The sequence below is a fragment of the Halotalea alkalilenta genome (genome assembly GCF_001648175.1).
In the GTDB taxonomy this organism is placed as follows: domain Bacteria; phylum Pseudomonadota; class Gammaproteobacteria; order Pseudomonadales; family Halomonadaceae; genus Halotalea; species Halotalea alkalilenta_A.
In genome coordinates, this window is sequence record NZ_CP015243.1 from 1909382 (window position 1) to 1930703 (window position 21322).

The window sequence follows — 21322 nt, forward strand, 5'->3', positions numbered from 1 at the left end:
CTCCCACCACAGCCTGGCCAGGACGATGAGGAACAAATCCCGCAGCCTCGATCGCATCGATCTCAACATTCTCCGCCACCTGCAGGAGAATGCGCGCATCTCCTACGTCGATCTCGCCGCCAAGGTAGGGCTTTCGACCACCCCCTGCCTCGAACGGGTCAAACGGCTCGAGCGCGCCGGCGTGATCCGCGGCTATCGCGCCCTGCTCGACCCCAAGGCGCTGCGTGCCCAGCTCCTGGTGTTCGTCGAGATCAGCCTCGAGACCCAGTCGCCTTCGGTGTTCGACGAGTTTCGCCGCGCGGTTTCCAAGCTGCCGCAGATCCTCGAGTGTCACTTGGTCTCCGGCCAGTTCGACTACATCCTCAAGTGCCGTATTCCCGAGATGTCCGCCTATCGCCAGCTGCTCGGCGACGTGGTGCTGACCCTGCCCGGGGTCAAGGAGACCAAGAGCTACGTGGTGATGGAGGAGGTCAAGGAGTCGTTCTCGATCGACGTGCCCGAGCTGGATGCGTTCGACTGAGCCGATGCGGGCCATTCGATGTTGAAGAGGGATTCGCGATGAATGACCAACAACTGCTGCGCTACAGCCGCCATCTGCTGCTGCCCGAGATCGACATCGAAGGCCAGCAGCGCCTGCTCGACGCCAGCGCGCTGATCATCGGCCTCGGCGGGCTCGGCTCGGCGGCGGCGCTCTATCTCGCCGCCGCCGGCGTGGGGCGGCTGACCCTGGTCGACTTCGACAGCGTCGAACTCTCCAACCTCCAGCGTCAGGTGATCCATACCCAGGCCCGTATCGGCGAGGCCAAGGCGCGCTCCGCGGCGATCGCGATCGCTGAGCTCAACCCGGATTGCGAGGTCGAGGCGCTGGTCGAGCGGCTCGACGACCAGGCGCTGGTCGAGCAGGCCAGGCGCGCCTCGGTGGTGCTCGACTGTACCGATCGGTTCTCCAGCCGCTACGCGATCAACCGCGCCTGCGTGATGGCCGGCACGCCGCTGGTGTCAGGCGCCGCGATCCGTTTCTCCGGCCAGCTCGCGGTGTTCGATCTGCGCCGCGCGAGTGCGCCCTGCTATGCCTGTCTCTACGGGGTAGAGAGCGACGACGAAGCGCTCTCCTGCGCCGAGAGCGGCGTGGCCGCGCCGCTGGTGGGGGTGATCGGCGCCTGCCAGGCGCTCGAGGCGATGAAACTGCTGAGCGGTGCCGGCGAGCCCGCCTCCGGGATCTCCACCTTCGATGGGCTCAAGGGCGAGTGGCGCCGTTTCGAGCTCGAGCGCGATCCCGCCTGCCCGGTCTGCTGCTACCGCTAGGCTTCGATCCTCGCGGCTTTTTCGCGGCACCGCGAAGCGGCTATGTTGGGTGTTCCATCCATCTTCTTGAAGGAGCCTGCCGTGTCCCGTGGCGGTCGCTTCGTCGATGAGCTGCGCGATGCGGTCTACGGCGCTTGGGATGAGGCGCGGGCGCTGCGCTGAGGCTCTCCGCGTGCGCTGATGACCACCGCGAGCAGGATCAAGGCGCCACCGGCCAAGGTGCGCGTGGCCGGGATCTCGCCGAGCAGCAGCCAGGCGGCGGTGATCGCGTAGACCGGCTCCAGCGCGATCACCACGGCAGCGGCGCTTGCGCGTACTTTGCCCAGCGCCTGCACGAACAGGGTATAGGCCAGTGCGGTGCAGCCGATCCCGAGCAGCGCCAGCAGGCCCCATTCGCTCGCGCTCGGCAAGCGCTCCTCGAACAGCGCGAAGGGGGCGAGCAGCAGGGTGATCATCAGGCACTGCCACCAGCTCGCCACCAGCGGTGCGACCCTTGCCGAGGTGGCGCGGTTGAGGATCGCCAGCAGCGCATAGAGCGCACCCGAGCAGACTCCCCAGAGCAGTCCGGCGAGCGCCCGGTCGCCGAGCTCCAGGTTCGGGGTGACCAGTACCAGGCCGAGGCTCACCGCGCCGAGCGCATAAAGTGCGCGCCGGCTCGGGCGGCTGCGCAGCAGCAGCCATTCGAACACCGTGGTGAAGGCTGGGAAGCAGGCGAAACCGAGGGTGCCGAGCGCCACGCCGCCGAGCTGCACGGCGGCAAAGAAGGTCAGCCAGTGGATCGTCAGCAGCGCGCCGCCGAGCAGCAGCCAGCCGGCGGTGGCGGCGCCCACCTCGCGCCACGGCCGGCTGCCGAGCAGCGGGCACAGCAGCCATAGCGCGAGGAGTGCGAAGGCGCCGCGGCCGAGCACGATCAGCGTCGGTGACAGCGCCAGCGCCGCACCGATCAGGGCGGAAAGGCCGAACAGCGCCGCGGCGACGTGCAGCTGCAGGTGGGCGAGTCGATGGCTGGTCCGAGGCTCAGTCAAGCTTGTTCAAGACCTCGCCAACGGCATCGAACAGGCGATCCAGTTCGGTTTCGGTGGTGGAGAAACCCGGCCCGAACTGGAGGCAGTCGCCGCCGAAGCGAACGTGGAAGCCGGCCTCCCACAGCGCACGTGAGGCATCGCGCGGGCGCAGGGTCGGGTCACTGCCGCGCGGGGCGAGCTGGATCGCGCCGGTCAGGCCATAGTTGCGGATATCGACCACCGGGCCGCTGCCGCGCAGAGCGTGGATCTTCTCCTCGAACGCGGGTGCCAGTGCGGCGGCCTGGTCGGGAAAGCGCTCACGGCTGAAAAGCTCGAGGGTGGCCAGGGCCGCTGCGCAGGCGACCGGATGAGCCGAGTAGGTATAGCCGTGGGTGAATTCCACCGCGTTTCGCGGCAGGTCGGCATTCATGAAGGTGGCATAGATGTCGCGGCTGGCGACCACCGCGCCCATCGGCACCGCGCCGTTGGTGATCTGCTTGGCCAGCGTCATGATGTCCGGCACCACGCCGAAGGCATCGGCGCCGAAGGCGCGACCCATGCGGCCGAAGCCGGTGATCACTTCGTCGAAGATCAACAGGATCTGGTGATCGTCGCAGATCTTGCGAAGCCGCTGGAGATAGCCCTTGGGCGGTACGATCACGCCGGCCGAGCCTGAGAGCGGCTCGACGATCACCGCGGCGATGTTCGAGGCATCATGTATCGCGATCTGGTCGAGCAAGGCATCGGCGAGCTCGGCGCCTTGTTCGGGCTGGCCGCGGCTGAACTCGGCGCCGGGCGTTTGGGTATGGGGCAGGTGGCCGACGTCCAGCATCGTGCCGTAGAGCTTGCGGTTGCCGCCGATACCGCCGACGCTGGTGCCGCCGAGGTTGACCCCGTGGTAGCCCTTGGCGCGGCCGATCAGCCGGGTCTTCTCCGGGCGTCCCTTGAGCCGCCAGTAGGCGCGCGCCATCTTCAGCGCGGTGTCCGCGCTCTCGGAACCGGAGCCGGTGAAGAATACGTGGTCGAGCCCTTCAGGGGTCAAGGCGGCGACTTTTTCCGCCAGTTCGAAGGCCAGCGGGTGACCGAACTGGAACGCGGGCGCGTAGTCGAGGGTACGCAGCTGGCGCTCGACTGCGGCGCGGATGGTTTCGCGATTGTGCCCGGCGCCGCAGCACCAGAGCCCGGAGAGCGAGTCGAACAGCTTGCGGCCGCGCGAGTCGATCAGGTAGCGTCCCTCGGCGCCATGTACCATGTAGGGTTGGTCGTGAAACTCACGGTTGGCGGTGAACGGCATCCAGTAGGCGCTGCCGACCGCTGCGGTGGAAGAAGCGGAGGGAGCCGAAATGGGGGGCGAGACGTGCGGCTGCGCGGTGGGGGTGCTCATGGGGGCCTCATCGGGAGTCAAAACGCGGCGAAGCCGCGTACGCCAGTTAGCCTCGCTCCGGGGGCCGCGAGAGACAATAGCTAAATGCCAACCCTTGCGTGAGCCGGCGGTCAACTATCGATGATCGGGGGAGGGCGGGGGGTGCCTCGCGACGAGCGTGTATGAGTGAACGCAAGAATGTGCTGGGCAGGATCAGCGACTTCGACATCCGCCTGCTGCGGGTCTTCGCCACCGTAGTGGAGTGCGGCGGCTTCACTGCCGCGGAGGTACCGCTCGGCATCGGACGCTCGGCGATCAGCGTGCATATGAGCGATCTCGAGGCGCGGATCGGGCTGACCCTGTGCCGCCGAGGGCGCTCCGGCTTCGCCCTCACCGAAGAGGGGCGCGAGGTGCATCGTGCCGCACTCGAGCTTTTCGCAGCGCTTGGCACCTTTCGCGATGGGGTCAACGACCTGCATGCACAGCTGCGCGGCGAGCTCGACATCGGCATCACCGACAATCTGCTCAGCATGCCGCAGATGCGGGTCACCGAGGCACTGGCGCGACTCAAGCGCAGCGGTCCCGAGGTGCGGATCAACATCTCGATGATTCCACCCAACGAGGTGGAGCTCGGCGTGCTCGACGGGCGCCTCGATGTCGGCGTGCTGCCGTGGATCGCGCCGATCGGCGGGCTCGACTACCTGAGCCTCTACGAGGAGCGTTCCAACCTCTACTGTGCTTCGACCCATCCGCTGTTCGGCGCTGATGACGACCAGGAATGCGACCTTCTGGCCTACGACGCGGTGGCGCCGAGCTATGCGGTGAGCGGCGAGGTGCGCGCTCGCTATGCCGGGCTCAACGCTACCGCCAGCGCTTCCGATCGCGAAGGGGTGGCATTTTTGATCCTCACCGGCTGCTACATCGGTTTTCTGCCCGATCACATGGCCGAACCCTGGGTGGCACGAGGCCTGCTGCGATCGCTTGCGCATCTGAGCCCCGGTTTCGATACCTCCTTCGTCGCCGCCACCCGCAAGGGGCGGGAGCCGGGAAGGGTGCTCGAACGCTTCCTCAGCGGCCTCAGGGCAAGTTGATGGGCTGGCCGCGGGGCGATGGCTTTTTGCTCCGCCAGGCGACACAATCCAGTGACAATCGAACCTAGGTTTCAACTGAAAAGTCGATGAGCGAAGGAAGACCGGGCCCTGTCGGCCCGGCGGGCCTGAGCGCAGGTATTTTTCGGACGAACCGTAGCCACGTGCCGGCCCAGGCCGGCACCGATGGAGTTTAGATGCGTTCGCGGCCTTCCCGATCGGCGTACGACGAAGTCTCCTCCTATTACAGTGACACCCGCAGGGTGACCCTGGCACCGACGCCGGTGCTGGAGGGCTTTCGTCGTGCTGACGTGTGCGTGATCGGCGGCGGCATCACTGGCTGCTCGACGGCGCTGCACCTCGCCGAGCGCGGCTTCGACGTGGTCCTGCTCGAAGCGCAAGAGATCGGCCATGGTGCTTCCGGGCGCAGCGGTGGCCAGATCCTCACCGGGCTCGGCACCGGCATCGAGCAGGTCGAGGGCGAGCTCGGTCCGGACGCCGCGCGACGCATCTGGGAAATGAGTCGCGAAGCGGTGACGCTGACCGAGCGGCTGATCGAGCGCCATTCGATTCCCTGCGACTACCGCAAGGGTTACGTCCACGCCGCCAACAAGCCGCGCCATGTTCGTCACCAGCGCGATTGGATCGAACGCATGGCGAGCCGCTACGACTATCACGGTCTCGACTGGCTCGATCGCGACCAGCTTCGCGCCCATGTGGTGACCGATGCGTATCTCGGTGGGGTATTCGATCACGACGCAGGCCACCTCCATCCGCTCGACTACACCCTCGGCCTCGCCCGCGCTGCGCAGCGCGCAGGCGCCTCGCTGCACACTGGCAACCGGGTTGCCGAGATCGACGCAGGCGAAGGCGGGCGGCTGCGGGTATCCGGACGGCGCGGAATCGTCGAAGCCGAGTTCGTGGTCCAGGCCACCAACGCCTATTTCAGCGGACTGGTGCCTGAGCTCGATGCCAAGCTGATGCCGGTCGACAACTACATCGTCGCCACCGCGCCGCTCAGCGAGGCCCAGGTCGCCGCCTCGCTGCCAAGCGACGCGGCGGTTTCCGATGCGCGTTTCGTGCTCGATTACTATCGGCTTTCCGCCGACCGCAGGCTGCTGTTCGGCGGCCAGGTGAGCTACACCGGGCGGCAGCCGTTCGCACTCGATCTGCGGATCAAGCGACGGATAAAACGGCTGTTCCCCGCGCTCGCCGGGCTCGATATCGACTATCGCTGGGGCGGGAAGGTCGCGATCACGCTCGATCGGGCGCCGCACTTCGGTCGCCATGGTGACAAGCTCTATTTCGCCCAAGGCTACTCCGGCCACGGCATGGCGCTGGCCGGTTTGGCCGGGCAGCTGATCGGCGAGGCGATCGCCGGGCAGGCCGAGCGCTTCGACCTGTTCGCACGGCTCAAGCACCGCGATTTTCCCGGCGGGCGGCGTCTGCGCACTCCGCTGCTGGCATTGGCGACGACTTTCTATAAACTGCGCGATCTTCTCTAGGGCGACCGACCCGCTGAGGCGTCGAGACATACCCGAGCCGCTGGCCCGCATGGCGGTCAACCTTGCGTGAACATCTGGAGGTGCTGACATGACAGCCAATACCGCGTCTTCTTCCTCCGCGGGGCTCGAACGGCAAGCGCAGGCCCGGGCGGCGACCCGCGAGGCCTCGTCGATTACCCTCAAGGGGCTGTCGAAGCGCTTCGGCAACGACGCCATCGCCCTCGACGGCGTCGATCTCAAGATCGAGGCCGGTGAGTTCTTCACTCTGCTCGGCCCCTCGGGCTGCGGCAAGACCACGCTGCTCAGGATCCTCGCCGGGCTCGACGTCGCCGACGACGGCACCGTCGAGATCGGCGGGCGCGAGGTCACCGATACCCCGCCGCACAGGCGCAGCGTCAACACCGTGTTCCAGTCCTATGCGCTGTTCCCGCATCTCTCGGTGCGCGACAACATCGCCTTCGGGCTCAGGATGCGCGGGATCAAGGCCGCCGAGCGCGACCGCCGGGTCGATGAGATCGCCACGCTGATGAAGCTCGATGCGCTGCTCGAGCGGCGTATCCACCAGCTCTCCGGCGGCCAGCGCCAGCGCATTGCGCTGGCCCGCGCGTTGGTCAACGAGCCCGACGTGCTGCTGCTCGACGAGCCGCTCTCGGCGCTCGACGCCGGGCTGCGCGGCGATCTCCAGGTCGAGCTCAAGCGGCTGCAGCAGCGCCTCGGCATGACCTTCGTCTTCGTCACCCACGACCAGGAGGAGGCGATGGTGATGTCCGACCGCATCGCGCTGCTCGACGGCGGCAAGATCCAGCAGGTCGGCACCCCGCCGCAGGTCTACGAGCGCCCGGTCAACCGCTTCGTCGCCCGCTTCATCGGCCACGACAACCTGTTCAAGGTGCGCGGCCGCGACGGCCAGCGGATCACCACCTCGCTCGGCGAGCTCACCACCGAGTCGAGCGGCGATGGCCAGCTGGCGCTGATTCGCCCCGAGACGCTGGAGCTCTCCGCGCCGGGCAGCCCCGGGGTCGACCCGGGCCTGGCGCTCAACCGGCTGCCGGGCAAGGTGGAGGAGCGCTTCTACCGCGGCGCCACGGTCGAGTATCGGCTCTCCTGCGGCGGCAGCGACATCCTCGCCGAGGCGGCCAACTCGGGGGAGCGATTGTTCAAGGTCGGCGACGCGGTGCAGATCGAGATCTATCCCGAAGACGTCGTGCTGATCGACGAGTGAGCGAGGAGAGTCCCATGTCGCAAGCCGCCATCCGCTCGCCGTCGCGCCGGGCGGACGCCGTCCACCTGCTGTGGACCACCGCGCCATCGGTGCTGTGGATCAGTGTGTTCCTGGTGCTGCCGAGCCTCTACCTGGTGTCGATGGCGTTCATGACCAACGGCACCTACGGCCAGCCGGAGCTGCCGCTCGGCTTCGAGGCGTTCCGCCAGCTCGCCGGCTACGGTTTTCTCGGCTGGAGCCCGGGCAACTTCTACACCCTGATGCGCTCGCTCTACTACACCCTGATCTCGACCGGGCTCACCGTGCTGGTCGCCTATCCGATCGCCTACTACATCTCGACCTGCCGGCCGAGCCTGCGGGTGATCATGCTGCTGGCGGTGGTGGTGCCGTCGTGGACCAACCAGGTGGTGCGGGCGTTCGGCTGGATGAACCTGCTCGCCCCCGGTACGCCGCTGGCCGAGCTGGCGGGCTGGCTGGGGCTGGCCTCGCCGCAGCTCGGGCTCTACCCCTCGTCGTTCGCGGTGATGCTGGGGCTGGTCTACAACTTCCTGCCGTTCATGGTGCTGCCGCTCTACAGCGCGTTCGAGAAGCTCGACGTCTCCCAGCTCGAGGCGGCGCGCGATCTCTACGCCTCGCCGACGCGGGCGTTCTTCGCCGCGATCCTGCCGCAGACGCTGGCCGGGCTGCTCGCGGGGCTGGTGCTGGTGATGATCCCGGCGTTCGGCATGTACGTGGTGCCGGAGCTGCTCGGCGGAGGCCGGGCGATGATGATCGGCAACCTGGTGGCGACCCAGTTCGCCGAGGGCTCGAACTGGCCGCTGGGTGCCGCCGGGGCGATCCTGATGCTGGCGGCGACGCTCGCCGGGATCTGGCTGCTGCGCCGTCTTGGCCGGCGGCTGGGCGGTGGCGAGGAGGTGGTGATATGAGGCGGCGTCGGGTGCATCCAGGGTTCGCGCTCTTCTGGTGGCTGACCATCGCGTTTCTCTACCTGCCGCTGGCGGTGGTGGTGCTGTTCTCGTTCAACGAGATCAACAGCGCGGCCAACTTCGCCGGCTTCTCGCTGCGCTGGTACCAGCGGCTGCTCGGCAACCAGCAGATCATCGATGCGTTCTACAACTCGATGGTACTGGCGCTGGTGTCGTCGCTGATCGCGCTGGTGCTCGGCGCGCTGATGGGCTACGGGCTCTACCGTCATCGCGGCCGCCGGCTGGGCTGGCTGATTGCGCTGATCTACCTGCCGATCGTGATGCCGGACGTGGTGTTCGGGATCTCGGAGATGGCGTTCTTCGTGCGCTTCAACGCGCTGACCGGGTGGCTCAGGCCGGGGATGACGACGATGATCATCGCCCACGTGACCTTCCAGCTGCCGTTCGTGGCGCTGGTGGTGTACTCGCGCTTCGTCGGGCTCGACGCTTCGCTGTTCGACGCGGCGAAGGATCTCTACGCGAGCCCGTGGAAGCGGGCGGTGTACTTCATCATTCCGGCGATCAAGCCGGCGCTGGTGGCGGGTTTCTTTCTGGCCTTCACATTGTCGTTCGACGACTTCGTGATCAGCTTCTTCACTTCGGGGCCTGAGAGCGCGACGCTGCCGATCTACATCTGGGGAGCGATCCGCCGGGGTATCTCACCGGAGATCAACGCGATCGGTGCGCTGATGATCTTCGCGGTGATGATCGCAGCGCTGGTGAGCCTTGCCTTCACCCTGCGCTCGCGCCGTCGCGAGGGGGTGCTGTGAGAGGGGTGCGGTGAGCGGGGTGCTGTGAGAGGGGTGCTGTGAGAGGGGTGCGGTGAGAGGGGGGCTTGGGCCTGCCCGGCTGCGACGAATACCTTCTTGAGGGGCCGGCCACGCCGATTCGGCCCTAGACTGAGCGACGTGGATTCGATCATGGAAACAGCGAGCGGAAATATGGACATCGAGGCCTGGTTCAAGGAGCACGGGATCACCGAGGTGGAGTGCCTGGTCAGCGACATGACCGGCGTACTGAAGGGCAAGATCATGCCGGCCGGCAAATACCTGCGCGGTGGCCGGCCGAGGCTGCCCGACTCGGTGTTCATCCAGACCGTCACCGGCGGCTATCCGGATGACGAGGACCTGCGCTTTTGGAACTTCGCCGAGCTAGACATGCAGCTGATCGCCGATCCCGGCGCGCTGTTTCTGGTGCCGTGGGCCGAGGAGCCGACCGCCCAGATCATCCATGACTGCCTCTACATGAGCGGCGAGCCGGTGGAGATCTCACCGCGCTACGTGCTGCGCCGGGTGCTCGATCTCTATGCCGCCCGCGGCTGGGAGCCAGTGGTGGCGCCGGAGATGGAGTTCTACCTGGTCAAGACCAACACCGACGCCGACTACCCGCTCGAACCGCCGATCGGTCGCTCGGGGCGACAGGAGACCGGGCGCCAGTCCTACAGCATCGACGCGGTGAACGAGTTCGATCCGCTGTTCGAGGAGATGTACGACTTCTGCGAGAAGCAGGGGCTCGATCTCGACACCCTGATCCACGAGGAAGGGGCGGGGCAGATGGAGGTCAACTTCCAGCACGGTGATCCGCTGCATCTCGCCGACCAGGTGCTGATCTTCAAGCGCACCCTGCGTGAGACCGCGCTGCGTCACGGGATGTATGCGACCTTCATGGCCAAGCCGATGGCCAATGAGCCGGGTAGTGCGATGCACATCCACCAGAGCCTTCGCGCGGCGGGGCAGGGCGACAATCTGTTCGCCGACGAGGACGGCCAGCCGAGCCGGATGTTCCTCAACTTCATTGGCGGGCTGCAGCGCTACATTCCCGCGGCGATGCCGTTCTTCGCCCCCAACATCAACTCCTACCGCCGGCTGATGCCGAGCGACAGCGGCGGCAGCGCGCCGACCAACGCCGAGTGGAGCTACGACAATCGCACCGTCGGCCTGCGGGTGCCGATCGGCGATACCGCCAACATGCGCATCGAGAACCGTCTGCCCGGCGCCGATGCCAACCCCTATCTGGCGATGGCGGCGACCCTGGCCTGCGGCTACCTGGGCCTGCTGGAACGCCTCGACCCTCGTCCGCCGCTGGTCGGTTCGGTGAGCGGCGGCGATCTCACCCTGCCCAACGACGTGGTGCCTTCGCTCGCCATGCTCGGTGAGTGCAAACCGCTGATCGACGTGCTCGGCGAGCGCTTCGTGCGCAGCTACCTGGCGGTCAAGCGCGCCGAGCACGCCGCCTATTTCCGCGTGATCAGCTCATGGGAGCGCGAGCATCTGCTGCTGCGGGTCTGAGCCGCTTGGCTTGCGCTTGGTGTTGAAAATGAGGCGCCGATCGCGCTGTTGGCGGCGTGCACCATCAGGTGCGACTCTTTTCTTAACGGTCAATAATCAATTCGGTGACTTTTGATTTGTTTGGATAAATTTGATTTATGTCGGCTGGCTGTGTGTAAAATCCAATGTGCGTCCGCGATCTCGTACGCTCCTCGAGCGCGAGTTCGACAGTAACAAAATCATCGCGAAGGAGCGCATTAGATGACCCCATCCACCCTGCGGCGCCTGCTCGGCGGCCTCTTAGGCATAGTGGTGGTGGCGCTGCTGATCCTTTGGATCGGTCCGTCGACCATCGCCCGTTTCCGCGCCGACTTGCTCTACTACACCGGCCAGCATCTGCTGCTGGTGGCCTTCTCGATGGTCGGTGCGCTGATCACTGGTCTCGGCGCCGGCATCGTGCTCAGCCGGCCATCGGTGACCAAGAGCGCTGAGCGCTTCATGCAGATTTTCAACATCGCCAACACGGTGCCGCCGATGGCGGTACTGGCGATCGCTTTGGCGTTCTTCGGCATCGGTGGCACGTCGGCGGTGTTCGCCCTCTGGCTCGCAGCGCTGCTGCCGATCGTGCGCAATACCTACCAAGGGCTCGCGGGCGTCGATGGGGCGCTCAAGGAAGCGGCGCGCGGGCTCGGCATGCGCCCGTTGCAGTCGCTTTGGCAGGTCGAACTGCCCAATGCCTGGCCTGTGATCATGGGCGGCGTACGCATCGCTTTGGTGATCAACGTCGGCAGCGCGCCGCTTTCGTTTCTGATCGGAGCCAATAGTCTCGGCAACCTGATCTTCCCTGGCATCTACTTGAACGATCCGTCGCAGATGCTGCTCGGCGCGGTGGCGACGGCCCTGCTCGCGCTGGTGCTCGATGGCCTCGCCGCCTGGCTGACCTTGCGGCTGTCCCGCCACCAGGCGCCTAGCGAGAGGGCCGTCGCATGAGTCTACCTACGCTTCGCTGGACGCGACTGGCGGTGGTGCCGCTGGCCGCACTCGCGCTCTGCGCCGCACCCTTGGCCCAGGCGCAGCAGCCGAACATCCGCGTCGCCGCCAAGGCGTTCACCGAGCAGCGCCTGCTGGCGACCTTGACCCAGGTCTACCTCCAGCATCTCGGCTACAGCGTCGATGTCACCTGGGGGCTTTCCACTGCGCTGACGCGTCCTGCTCAGCTCAACAACGAGATCGACCTGGTCTGGGAGTACACCGGTACCTCGCTGATCGTCTACAACCACGTCGAGGAGGTGCTCGACGCCGAAGCCTCCTACCAGCGCGTCAGCGAGCTCGATGGTGAGAAGGGACTGACCTGGCTGGCGCCGACCTCGTTCAACAACACCTATGCGATCGCGATGCCGGAAGAGATCGCCCAGCGCGACGGCGACATCCGCACCATGAGCCAGATGGCCGAGTGGATGGCAGCGCATCCCGATCAGTTCCACCTGTTCGCGATGGACTACGATTTCGCCGGCCGCCCCGATGGCCTGCCGGGCATGGCCGAGCGCTATGGCTATCGTTTCTCGCGCAGCGAGCTGCGCTCCATGGACCCTGGCCTCGTCTATCTGGCGCTGCGCAACCAGCAGGCCTATGGCGGTATCGTCTACACCACCGATGGACGCATCGACGCCTTCGACCTGCGTGTGCTGGAGGATGACAAGAACTACTTTCCGGCCTACAACGCAGCGCCGATAGTGCGCAGCGACTATCTGGAGGCGCACCCTGAACTGCGTGAACAGATGGACCGGCTGTCCGCGCTGCTGGACGAGGAGACCATGCGTGGGCTCAACGCCCGGGTCGACATCGAGCAGCAATCGACCACCAGCGTGGCGCGGGATTTCCTCTCCAGCCACGGATTGATTTGAGGCCGCCATGGATTTCACCACCACTCTCGCCAATATGGACTGGCAGCAGGTGATGCTGCTGACCTGGCAGCACGTCTATCTGGTCGGTACCGCCGTCGGGCTCGCGATCCTGATCGGCGTACCGCTCGGGGTGCTGATGGTACGCCTGCGCTGGCTCGCCACGCCGCTGCTCACCGTGGCCACGATCGTGATCACGATTCCTTCGATCGCGCTGTTCGGGATCATGCTGCCGATCTACTCCACCTTCGGCATGGGGCTCGGCGCGGCACCCGCGATCACCGCGGTGTTCCTCTATTCGCTGCTGCCGATCCTGCGTAACACCTACATCGCCCTCGACGGCGTCGACCCAGGGATCCGCGAAGCCGGGCGTGGCATCGGGATGACTTTCTGGCAGCGGCTGTGGATGGTCGACCTGCCGCTGGCGGTGCCGGTGATTCTCGGCGGCGTGCGTACCGCCGTGGTGATGAACATCGGGGTGATGACCATCGCCGCGGTGATCGGCGCCGGCGGCCTCGGTCTTTTGATCCTCAACGGTATCGGCCAGAGCAATGTGCCGCTCCTGGTGATCGGCGCGATCATCGTCAGCCTCCTGGCGATCGTGGTCGATACCCTCCTGAATCTCCTGCAGCGTCTGTTGACCTCCAAAGGGATCGAGCAATGATCGAACTCGACAAACTGAGCAAGGTGTTCGGGCAGAAGCACGGCACCAAGCAGACCACCGCGGTCGACAGCGTCAGTCTCACCGTTGAGGAGGGCGAGATCTGCGTGTTCCTCGGCCCCTCCGGCTGTGGCAAGACCACCACCTTGAAGATGATCAACCGGCTGATCGAACCGAGCTCGGGCCGGGTGCTGATCAACGGCGACGATACCTCGCAGATGGACAAGGTCGAGCTGCGCCGCTCGCTCGGCTACGTGATCCAGCAGATCGGCCTGTTTCCCAACATGACCATCGAGGAGAACATCGTCGTGGTACCCCGGCTGCTCGGCTGGGACGCCGCACGGATGCGCGAGCGCGTCCGTGAGCTGATGGCGATGGTGGCGTTGGAGCCCAAGCAGTACCTGTCGCGCTACCCGCGCGAGCTCTCCGGTGGCCAGCAGCAGCGCATCGGCGTGATCCGCGCGCTCGCCGCCGATCCGCCCCTGCTGCTGATGGACGAACCGTTCGGCGCGGTCGACCCGGTCAACCGTGGCACCATCCAGGACGAGTTCTTCACCATGCAGCGCACCCTCAACAAGACGGTGATCATGGTGAGCCACGACATCGACGAGGCGATCAAGCTCGGCGACAAGGTGGCGATGTTCCGTGACGGCAAGCTGATCCAGTTCGACCACCCGGATACCATCCTCGCCCACCCGAAGGATGACTTCATCCGCGCCTTCGTCGGCGCCGACCACACGCTCAAGCGCCTCTTGCTGGTCCACGCGGGCGACGCCGCCGACGATTCTCCGGCGATGCGACCCTCGACCACGGTGGCCGCGGCGCTCGAGCAGATGGAGGAGGACGATCGGCGCTATCTGGTGATCAGCGACGAGTCGAATCACGCACTCGGCTTCGTTCGCCGTCGCGATCTGCGCCGGGTCGATCCCGAGACGCCGATCGAGCGGTTCCGCGCCGATTTCGCGGTCACCGCCAGCCGGGATGAGAACCTGCGCGTGCTGCTCTCGCGGATGTACGAGTACAACACCTCCTGGCTGCCAGTGCTCGACGAGGAGGGTGGCTTCCTCGGTGAGGTGACCCAGGAGTCGATCGCCGGCTACCTGAGCTCGGGGCGCTCTCGCGGTCAGGCGCCGGCGACCAGTATCCACTCCCCGGCGGAGGTCGGCTGAGATGCCCGAGCGCGTCGCATGACGACGCCCGTACTGCTCGCCGTGCTGCTGGCGGCGGCGCTGCACGCTGGTTGGAATGCGTTGGTCAAGGTCGGGCTCGATCGCCTGTTGGCGATCACCCTGATCCAGGTCGCCTCGATGCTGGCCGCGCTGGCGCTGCTGCCTTTTGCCGGTCTGCCGCCCAAGGTGGCATGGCCTTGGCTTGAGTTCTCCGCCGTGCTGCACGTCGGCTACAATCTCGCCCTGGTGCGCGCTTATCGCTATGGCGATCTTGGCCAAGTCTATCCTATCGCCCGTGGTACCTCGCCGCTGCTGGTGGCGCTGGTATCGATGTCGCTGTTCGACGCCGAGCTCGACGCACCGACCCTTGCGGGCATCGCGCTTTTGGTCGCCGGCATCTGGCTGATGGCGCTGCGCGGCGGCGGGGGGCTTAGGCTACGCGGCGAGACGCTGGCCTGGGCGCTGACCACTTCGGTGTTCATCGCCGCCTATACGCTCGCCGACGGCTATGGCGCGCGAGCCGCCGGCGACGCGCTGGTCTACGTCTGCTGGCTGTTCCTGCTCGATGGTCTGGGTATGCTGCTGGTCACCCTGGCGCTGCGCGGACCCGGCATGTTCGGCGCGTTCAAGCCCTACTGGGCAGCGGGGCTCGGCGGTGGCGCGATGTCTCTGGCGGCCTACGGCATCGCGATCTGGGCGATGACCCAGGCGCCGGTGGCGCTGGTCTCGGCGCTGCGCGAGACCAGCGTACTGTTCGCTTTGCTGATCGCGACGCTGTGGCTCAAGGAGCCGTTGCCCCCCGGGCGCCTGCTCGCCGGGGCGGTGATCGTCGCCGGGGTGATCGTCACTCGGCTAGGATGAGATGAGGGAAAAGCCCTTGGGTCTTGATCACCGCTTCGCCTCGATTCCCTCCATTCGCTTCGCCTTCGGCGATGCGCGCCGACCGCTGCCGCTGTCCTTCGCCGCCGAGCCATCGCTCGACCGGCGCCAGGTGCACGGCGTGCGGGTGGTCGAGGTGGACGTACCCGGCCAGGCCTGTGGCGAGGCGGATGGATTCTGTACCTGGCGAGCTGGGGTGATGGTCAACGTGATCACCGCCGACTGTCTGCCGCTTCTGTTCGCCCGCGAGGACGGCGGCGCGGTGGCGGCGGTGCACGCCGGCTGGCGCGGGCTGCTCGATGGCGTGCTCGAGTCGACGGTGGCGATGATCGCCCAACGTGACGATCCGGCGCGCTGGCGCTGCCTGATCGGTCCCGCCGCCGGCCCCTGCTGCTACGAGGTCGATGAACCGCTGGTCCGGCGCTTCGAGGCCCGGCTGCCGTGGCTCGCCCCCCATCTGATCGCTCCGCGCCATCGCCACCTCGACCTGGGTGCGATCGCGCGAGCGCGGCTGAACGCCGCCGGGATCGAAGATGTGGAAACCCTCGATGCCTGTACGATCTGCAGCCGCGACGAGCGCGGGGAGTTTCGCTACCACAGCTATCGCCGCCGCCGAAAAGAGGCGGGGCCGACCAACCAGTACGCCTGCATCATAATCGACCCCGATGATGGCGGGCCGGCGCGCACGGGCTGAGCCCGGTGTCGAATGGTCAGACTTCGTTCGGCGGCAGCGCCCTGATCGGAACCACCGTCGCTGGACGACCTTCGCGCCACTCGATCTCCGCCTCGATATGGTAGACGCGGCGCAGCCGCTGCGTGGTGAGCACCTGCGCCGGGGAGCCTTCGATCACGCCGCGGCCGGGCTCGAACATCCAAAGGTGATCGGCATAGCGCGCGGCGAGTGAGAGATCATGCAACGCCACCACCACCACCGTGTCGTTGCGAGCGGCGCTGGAGCCGAGCCACTCGAACAGCTGCAGCTGATGGTGCAGGTCTAGAGCGCTGGAGGGCTCGTCGAGCAGTAGTATTCTCGGCTCGCGCACTGCGGCCAGCGCGAGCGAGACGCGCTGGCGCTGGCCGCCGGAAAGCGCCGCCAGCGGGCGTTCGCAGAGCGAGGTCAACGACAGCTCCTCCAGCCGTTCTCCCACCGCCTGGTAGGAGCGCGGCAGCGGTTCGTCGAACGCGGTCCTGCGTGCCAGCAACACCGCTTCGAACACCGTGATCAGCGAGCGCGGTGCGCTTTCCTGCGGCATGTAGTAGACCGCCTGGGCGCGCGCCTTGGGTGACATATCGAACAGCTCGAGCCCGGCCAGGCTCGCCTTTCCCTCGGCCTTGTCGACCCCGGCCAGTGCCCTCAGCAGGGTGGATTTGCCTGCCCCGTTGGCACCCAGCAGTGCGGTGATACGGCCTGCCTCGGCATGCAGGCCGCCGATCCCGGTGAGGATATCGACCCCGGCCTTGGTGCAGTCGAGCCGCTCGATGACCAGTGTCATTCAGATCTCCCTCCGGCTGCGCAGCACGAGGGAGACGAAGAACGGCAGGCCGACCATTGCGGTGATCAGTCCGATTGGCAGCAGCGTTCCCGGCACCAGGAGTTTCGCCAGCGAGGATGAGCAGGACATCAGCACGGCACCGGTCAAGGCCGACATCGGCAACAGCCGCCGCTGGTCCTCGCCGACCAGCAGGCGAGCGATGTGGGGAGCGACCAGGCCGATGAAGCCGATGGTGCCGACGAAGGCGACCGAGGTGGCGGTCAGCAGGGCGCAGCAAATCATGATCACCAGGCGTAGCCGCACGACCTCCACACCCATCGCCCGGGCCTGTAGCTCACCGAGCCGCAGCGCGGTGAGTCTCCAGCCGAAATGCAAGAACACCGGTACCGTGATCGTGATCGCCAGCGCAAGCAGGATGACACTGCTCCAGTCGGCGCGCGAGAGGCTGCCGAGGGTCCAGAACACCAGCTGCTGCAGCGCCTCGCTCGAAGCGATGAACTGCAAAAGCCCCAGTGCCGAATGAAAGAAGAACATGATCGCCACGCCGATCAGCACCATGATCTGGGTGCTCACCCCTTGCAGGCGGCTCAGTGCCCAGACCGCCATGGCGGCGATCATCGCGGCGGCGAAGGCGCTGGCGGCGATCCCGGGCTGGGCGCCGAGCAGCGAGGGCAGGCCGATGATGATCGCTAAGGCGGCGCCGAAGCTGGCCGCCGAGGAGATACCCAGGGTGAAAGGATCGGCGAGCGGATTGGCGAGGATCGTCTGCATCTGGGCGCCCGCCATCGCCAAGGCGGCCCCCACCAGCACGGCCATCAGCGCGATGGGCAGGCGGATTTCCCACACCACCACCTGCAGCAGCGGGGGCATCGACGAGGGCGACAGCAGCGTCTCGATCACGGCGGAGATCGGATAGTCACCCGGTCCTGTGGCGACATCGAGGCACAGGGCGAGGACCATCAGCAGCGCCGTCAGCAGGATCAGCCGATGGCTTCGTCTGTTCTTGGCAAGATGGAGATCGACACTGCGCTGCCAGCGTTTCTCCCCGGGGGCGGCCGGGCGGTTCGGGCCGGTGCTCAGCGAATCGGTCATCTGCGCTCCACCATGTCGGTAGTCGCACCGGTGAAGAAGGTGCCCAGCGGCGCGATCGGCATGAAGCGGGTGAAGAATTCATCGAGGTCGCGCTGGGGATCGAGTCCGGCGGTGGCGTCGGGGTGCAGCCAGCCGGCGATCGCTTCCAAGGCGATGAAAGCGAACGGGCCGTGGTGCAGATAGTGCCACAGCACGTAGTCGCGACGCTGCTGGATCGCCTGCAAGTGCTGCCAGCCAGGCAGCTGCCGGGTCTCGCGCTCGAGATCGGCGCGTGTATCTTCCGCTGCGACGCCGAACCCGGCGCGAATGGCCTCGTTGCCATAGCCCCAGGTCGCCGCGGTGCTGATGATCACCTCTGGATCGCGGTCGAGCACGTACTCGTTGCTCAGCAGCGGAGTGTCGCTGCCGAGGCGCTCGGCGTCGGCGATGTTGCTGCCCTTGGCGCGTTCGAGCAGTTCGGCGAGTCCGCCGCGTGCGTTGGTGCGGCAGCAGGATGCCCGCAGCCCCGGCGCGATGTTGAGCAGTACGCTGGGGCGCTGGTCTACCCCTGCCAGGCGTCGGTCGACCTCGGCGAGACGGGCGTCGATGAAGGCGTTGATCTCCCCGGCGCGCTCGCGCGCGCCGAGCACTTCGCCGAGCAGCGCCAGGCTGGCCTGCTGGTTGGCCAGCGGAGACAGGTGGAAATCGACGAATAGATAAGGGATCTCCAGCCGGTCGAGCAGCTCGAGCAGGCGCCCGCCCGCGAGCTCTCCGTGCTCGGAGAGGTTGAAGATCACCAGGTCCGGGGCAAGGCCGACCAGCGCCTCGGCATCGAGTGGCGGGGTCGGCACCTCACCCAGCGTCGGCAACGTCTCGAGTCCCGGCATCACTTCGCGCAGGGCGTCGAAGGCGAACGGATCGAACAGCGCCAGGCTCGAACGCCAGCCCACCAGGCGCTGGTCGATATGTTCGTCAAGCGCGACCAAGGCATAGAGCAGGCGCGGCTGAGCGAGGAATATCCGCTCTGGCCTTGCGTCGAGCTCGAACTGGTGTCCGGCCAGGTCAGTATGGCGCTGCCCCCCGGCCGCCGGCAGCATCCACGCCAGTCCCAGGGCGAGCACCAGCCCGGCGATAGCGGTTCGAGCCGGCGCGCGCAGGCTCAAAGCTCCAGCCCCACGCTCAGCAGTACCTGTCGGGGTTCACCGATGCTCACCGCGTTGCGGTTGCTGGCGCTGGAGGTGTAGTAGCGTTCGTCGGCGATGTTCTTGACGTTCAGGCGCAAATTCACCGGGTGCCGGCCGAAAGCCGTGTCGTAGCTGATGAAGCCGTCCGATACGGTATAGCTGGGCAGGGTGAAATCGTTGGCGGGATTGCCGGCGCGCTCGCCGACGTAGCGCGCGCCCAGGCCCGCTCTCAGTTCGCGTGCTCCCAGCGCGCTGCCGAACGAGTACACGCCATAGAGCGCGGCGGTGTGGCGCGGTGCCTGCTCGAGCCGATTGCCCTCGTAGTCGGGGTCGTTGATCACCTTGGTGAAGTCATAGGCGTAGCTCGCCAGCAGGCTCAGGTTCTCGCTGAGGTTGCCGGTCGCATCGATCTCGATGCCGCGCGAGATCGCCCCTCCCGCAGTAGTCGTGCGGTACTCTCCATTGATGATTTCCCCCACCAGCACGTTTTCCTTCTTGATGTCGAAAGCGGCGATCGACATCGTCAGGCCGCCCGTGGCGTTGTACTTGGCCCCCAGCTCCCACGAGCGGCCGCGTTCCGGTGGCGTGTCGCCGATCTCTGAGGCCAGCACCGAGTTGGGTTTGAACGATTCGGTGTAGCTGCCGTAGAGCGAGGTGCGGGGCGTCAGGCGATAGATCAGCCCCAGGTTGTAGACCATGGCGTCGCGGTTGGAATTGGTGTTGGTGACGAAGGGGCGGCCTCGGCCCGCCAGCTGCGAATATGACTGATAGCGTGCCCCGACGACGCCTATCCAGCGCTCGTTGAAGTGGATCGAATCCTGGGCGAAGAACGAGCGGCTGCGCAGATAGTCCGTCTGGTCGCTTTCGGCGGATTGGACCTCCGAGGGCAGCGGCGTCTGACCGTATTCCGGGTCGAAGGCGTCGAGGAAGCGGCGCTCTCTGTCGCGGATCATGTCGGAACGAAATGTCTTGCGCAGTTCGTAGTCGCTGCCGAAGAGCAGATCGTGGCGCAGCCCGGCCCATTGGACGCTGCCGGCGAGATTGAACGTCGCGAAGCTGATGCTGCTGCGGGCGCCGCGGGTGCCATCGAGGCGCCGATTGACGATGCCGGTACTGGGGTCGTAGCTCATCACCCGTGCCTGGTAATCGTCATAGAGCGCGCGGTTGTAGGCATAGTCGACGTTCAGCCGCCAGTCGTCGCCCAGCGCTTGACCGAGATGCAGGGTAACCAGATCGCTGCGCCCGTCGGTGCTGTTGAACGGTTCGTCGAGGCGGGTACGGCGAGACAGTTTCAGCGGCTCGTTGGTCGAAGGGTCGATCAGCGTTCCCCGGTCGAAGGGCACGTGGTAGTCGATGTACTCATAGGCCAGGCGGATCTCGGTTCGCTCTCCATACCACGCCAGCGACGGTGCGATGGTGGTCCTGCGCTGGGTGCCGAAGTTCCTCCAATAGTCACTGTCGTCGTAGTCGGCGATGAAGCGATAGGCGAGTCCGTCGTTGCCGATCGGCCCGGTGACATCGATTTGCTGGCCGCTGCCCGAGGCGCCGTGGCCATAGAAATTGGCACGGGTCGAAAGGCGTGCCTGCTGGGTCAGCTCGGGTCGCTTGCTGATGACGTTGATCACCCCGCCGGGTTCGATGATTCCATAGAGCAGCGAGGAGGGGCCCTTCATCACCTCGATGCGCTCGACGCTCGCGGTGTAGTTGAAGGGCTGGATGGTACGCAGCCCGTCCCTGAGCGATGAGCCATCGCGGTTACCGCCGAAGCCCCGTTTGATCACCGCATCCTGGGTACCGCCCAGGGTGTTGGCTTGGGTCATGCCGCTGATCGTCGAGACCGCCTCGTCCAACGACGCTGGCTGGCGATCGGTGAGCGCCCGATTGGTCACCGTGGTGACCACCTGGGGGATTTCCAGCGTCGGGGTATCCCGCTTGCTCACCGAGGCTTCGCTCGGCGGCTGGTAGCTCAGGGACGTGTCGGTTATGCGGCGGGCCTGAACGACGATGGTCTTGAGCGCTTCCTCCTGGTCCTCGGCGCTGGCCAGCGCAGGGAGCAGCAGGCAAGGCAGTGAAACGAAGAGCGCTGTCGTCGCCAGGATGCATCTTTCAACAGGGATGGTCATAGGGTGCGCTATCCACAAGCGTGCGGGGGCTTGGGAACTTTTCCGTAAGTTATTGAAACGTTGATTTATATTTCTCGGGTATGGAGCCTGCTCGAGGCGCGCAACCTTAATGTCGAATGATA

General features: G+C 66.3%; 20 protein-coding genes. 14 read left to right on the plus strand and 6 right to left on the minus strand.

Features of this window, described 5'->3' with window-relative positions:
• Window positions 1-25 precede the first annotated feature (25 nt).
• Together A5892_RS08370 and A5892_RS08375 are read left to right on the plus strand one after the other, a co-directional pair.
• A complete protein-coding gene (locus A5892_RS08370) occupies window positions 26-520 on the plus strand; it encodes an Lrp/AsnC ligand binding domain-containing protein (protein ID WP_027351259.1) in 495 nt (164 codons plus the stop codon).
• Between the two features lie 38 nt (window positions 521-558).
• The gene (locus A5892_RS08375) at window positions 559-1305 is read left to right on the plus strand and encodes a HesA/MoeB/ThiF family protein (protein ID WP_064122422.1); all 747 of its coding nucleotides are present in this window, start codon (window positions 559-561) and stop codon (window positions 1303-1305) included.
• A 125-nt stretch (window positions 1306-1430) separates the two neighbouring features.
• Here the strand turns inward: A5892_RS08375 and A5892_RS08380 are convergent, their stop codons facing one another.
• Window positions 1431-2330: a DMT family transporter gene (locus A5892_RS08380; protein WP_064122423.1), complete on the minus strand. Its 900-nt coding sequence runs from the start codon at window positions 2328-2330 to the stop codon at window positions 1431-1433.
• Window positions 2323-3603 carry an aspartate aminotransferase family protein gene (locus tag A5892_RS08385; protein WP_317627719.1) on the minus strand — a complete coding sequence of 427 codons (1281 nt, stop codon included), beginning with the start codon at window positions 3601-3603 and terminating at the stop codon, window positions 2323-2325. The genes A5892_RS08380 and A5892_RS08385 overlap by 8 nt, the downstream gene beginning before the upstream one ends.
• A 251-nt stretch (window positions 3604-3854) precedes the next feature.
• On the opposite strand from A5892_RS08385, the gene A5892_RS08390 reads away from it, so the two are divergent.
• The 12 genes from A5892_RS08390 to A5892_RS08445 all read left to right on the plus strand — a co-directional run bounded on the left by A5892_RS08390 (window position 3855) and on the right by A5892_RS08445 (window position 16023).
• Entirely contained in the window at window positions 3855-4763 is a 909-nt protein-coding gene (locus tag A5892_RS08390; protein WP_064122425.1) for a LysR family transcriptional regulator, read from the plus strand.
• Window positions 4764-4957: 194 nt separating this feature from the next.
• The gene (locus tag A5892_RS08395; protein WP_064122426.1) at window positions 4958-6265 is read left to right on the plus strand and encodes an NAD(P)/FAD-dependent oxidoreductase; all 1308 of its coding nucleotides are present in this window, start codon (window positions 4958-4960) and stop codon (window positions 6263-6265) included.
• A gap of 88 nt (window positions 6266-6353) precedes the next feature.
• Window positions 6354-7487 carry an ABC transporter ATP-binding protein gene (locus tag A5892_RS08400; RefSeq protein WP_064122427.1) on the plus strand — a complete coding sequence of 378 codons (1134 nt, stop codon included), beginning with the start codon at window positions 6354-6356 and terminating at the stop codon, window positions 7485-7487.
• Window positions 7488-7501: 14 nt separating this feature from the next.
• Window positions 7502-8413: an ABC transporter permease gene (locus A5892_RS08405; RefSeq protein ID WP_064122428.1), complete on the plus strand. Its 912-nt coding sequence runs from the start codon at window positions 7502-7504 to the stop codon at window positions 8411-8413.
• Window positions 8410-9222 carry an ABC transporter permease gene (locus tag A5892_RS08410; RefSeq protein WP_064122429.1) on the plus strand — a complete coding sequence of 271 codons (813 nt, stop codon included), beginning with the start codon at window positions 8410-8412 and terminating at the stop codon, window positions 9220-9222. Before A5892_RS08405 ends, A5892_RS08410 begins: the two co-directional genes overlap by 4 nt.
• A 150-nt stretch (window positions 9223-9372) precedes the next feature.
• Entirely contained in the window at window positions 9373-10740 is a 1368-nt protein-coding gene (locus A5892_RS08415) for a glutamine synthetase family protein (protein WP_064122430.1), read from the plus strand.
• 240 nt (window positions 10741-10980) lie between these two features.
• Window positions 10981-11709, plus strand: a complete 729-nt coding sequence (locus tag A5892_RS08420) for an ABC transporter permease (RefSeq protein ID WP_064122431.1) — start codon at window positions 10981-10983, stop codon at window positions 11707-11709.
• Window positions 11706-12623, plus strand: a complete 918-nt coding sequence (locus tag A5892_RS08425; protein ID WP_064122432.1) for a glycine betaine ABC transporter substrate-binding protein — start codon at window positions 11706-11708, stop codon at window positions 12621-12623. Before A5892_RS08420 ends, A5892_RS08425 begins: the two co-directional genes overlap by 4 nt.
• Window positions 12624-12630: 7 nt before the next feature.
• Entirely contained in the window at window positions 12631-13284 is a 654-nt protein-coding gene (locus tag A5892_RS08430; RefSeq protein ID WP_064122433.1) for an ABC transporter permease, read from the plus strand.
• The gene (locus A5892_RS08435; RefSeq protein ID WP_064122434.1) at window positions 13281-14450 is read left to right on the plus strand and encodes an ABC transporter ATP-binding protein; all 1170 of its coding nucleotides are present in this window, start codon (window positions 13281-13283) and stop codon (window positions 14448-14450) included. The genes A5892_RS08430 and A5892_RS08435 overlap by 4 nt, the downstream gene beginning before the upstream one ends.
• A gap of 18 nt (window positions 14451-14468) precedes the next feature.
• Complete coding sequence (locus A5892_RS08440) at window positions 14469-15311, plus strand: EamA family transporter (RefSeq protein WP_064122435.1); 843 nt, start codon at window positions 14469-14471, stop codon at window positions 15309-15311.
• Between the two features lie 16 nt (window positions 15312-15327).
• Complete coding sequence (locus A5892_RS08445) at window positions 15328-16023, plus strand: polyphenol oxidase family protein (RefSeq protein WP_190295670.1); 696 nt, start codon at window positions 15328-15330, stop codon at window positions 16021-16023.
• A 16-nt stretch (window positions 16024-16039) separates the two neighbouring features.
• Here the strand turns inward: A5892_RS08445 and A5892_RS08450 are convergent, their stop codons facing one another.
• From A5892_RS08450 to A5892_RS08465, 4 genes are read right to left on the minus strand one after another with little or no spacing between them, the layout of a single operon-like run.
• A complete protein-coding gene (locus A5892_RS08450; protein WP_082890340.1) occupies window positions 16040-16822 on the minus strand; it encodes an ABC transporter ATP-binding protein in 783 nt (260 codons plus the stop codon).
• Window positions 16823-17914 carry a FecCD family ABC transporter permease gene (locus A5892_RS08455; RefSeq protein WP_064122437.1) on the minus strand — a complete coding sequence of 364 codons (1092 nt, stop codon included), beginning with the start codon at window positions 17912-17914 and terminating at the stop codon, window positions 16823-16825.
• Window positions 17911-19056, minus strand: coding sequence for an ABC transporter substrate-binding protein (locus A5892_RS08460; RefSeq protein WP_064122438.1), 1146 nt, complete (start codon window positions 19054-19056; stop codon window positions 17911-17913). Before A5892_RS08460 ends, A5892_RS08455 begins: the two co-directional genes overlap by 4 nt.
• Window positions 19053-21200, minus strand: a complete 2148-nt coding sequence (locus A5892_RS08465; RefSeq protein WP_064122439.1) for a TonB-dependent siderophore receptor — start codon at window positions 21198-21200, stop codon at window positions 19053-19055. Before A5892_RS08465 ends, A5892_RS08460 begins: the two co-directional genes overlap by 4 nt.
• Window positions 21201-21322: the final 122 nt, after the last annotated feature.

Excerpts from the sequence above, each read along its gene's own strand:
- A5892_RS08425 (WP_064122432.1), top strand. The coding sequence starts at position 11,706 with ATGAGTCTACCTACGCTTCGCTGGACGCGACTGGCGGTGGTGCCGCTG.
- A5892_RS08440 (WP_064122435.1), top strand. The coding sequence starts at position 14,469 with ATGACGACGCCCGTACTGCTCGCCGTGCTGCTGGCGGCGGCGCTGCAC.
- A5892_RS08415 (WP_064122430.1), top strand. The coding sequence starts at position 9,373 with ATGGAAACAGCGAGCGGAAATATGGACATCGAGGCCTGGTTCAAGGAG.
- A5892_RS08450 (WP_082890340.1), bottom strand. The coding sequence starts at position 16,822 with ATGACACTGGTCATCGAGCGGCTCGACTGCACCAAGGCCGGGGTCGAT.
- A5892_RS08410 (WP_064122429.1), top strand. The coding sequence starts at position 8,410 with ATGAGGCGGCGTCGGGTGCATCCAGGGTTCGCGCTCTTCTGGTGGCTG.
- A5892_RS08385 (WP_317627719.1), bottom strand. The coding sequence starts at position 3,603 with ATGCCGTTCACCGCCAACCGTGAGTTTCACGACCAACCCTACATGGTA.
- A5892_RS08390 (WP_064122425.1), top strand. The coding sequence starts at position 3,855 with ATGAGTGAACGCAAGAATGTGCTGGGCAGGATCAGCGACTTCGACATC.
- A5892_RS08455 (WP_064122437.1), bottom strand. The coding sequence starts at position 17,914 with ATGACCGATTCGCTGAGCACCGGCCCGAACCGCCCGGCCGCCCCCGGG.
- A5892_RS08370 (WP_027351259.1), top strand. The coding sequence starts at position 26 with ATGAGGAACAAATCCCGCAGCCTCGATCGCATCGATCTCAACATTCTC.
- A5892_RS08375 (WP_064122422.1), top strand. The coding sequence starts at position 559 with ATGAATGACCAACAACTGCTGCGCTACAGCCGCCATCTGCTGCTGCCC.
- A5892_RS08400 (WP_064122427.1), top strand. The coding sequence starts at position 6,354 with ATGACAGCCAATACCGCGTCTTCTTCCTCCGCGGGGCTCGAACGGCAA.
- A5892_RS08435 (WP_064122434.1), top strand. The coding sequence starts at position 13,281 with ATGATCGAACTCGACAAACTGAGCAAGGTGTTCGGGCAGAAGCACGGC.
- A5892_RS08420 (WP_064122431.1), top strand. The coding sequence starts at position 10,981 with ATGACCCCATCCACCCTGCGGCGCCTGCTCGGCGGCCTCTTAGGCATA.
- A5892_RS08465 (WP_064122439.1), bottom strand. The coding sequence starts at position 21,200 with ATGACCATCCCTGTTGAAAGATGCATCCTGGCGACGACAGCGCTCTTC.
- A5892_RS08430 (WP_064122433.1), top strand. The coding sequence starts at position 12,631 with ATGGATTTCACCACCACTCTCGCCAATATGGACTGGCAGCAGGTGATG.
- A5892_RS08395 (WP_064122426.1), top strand. The coding sequence starts at position 4,958 with ATGCGTTCGCGGCCTTCCCGATCGGCGTACGACGAAGTCTCCTCCTAT.
- A5892_RS08405 (WP_064122428.1), top strand. The coding sequence starts at position 7,502 with ATGTCGCAAGCCGCCATCCGCTCGCCGTCGCGCCGGGCGGACGCCGTC.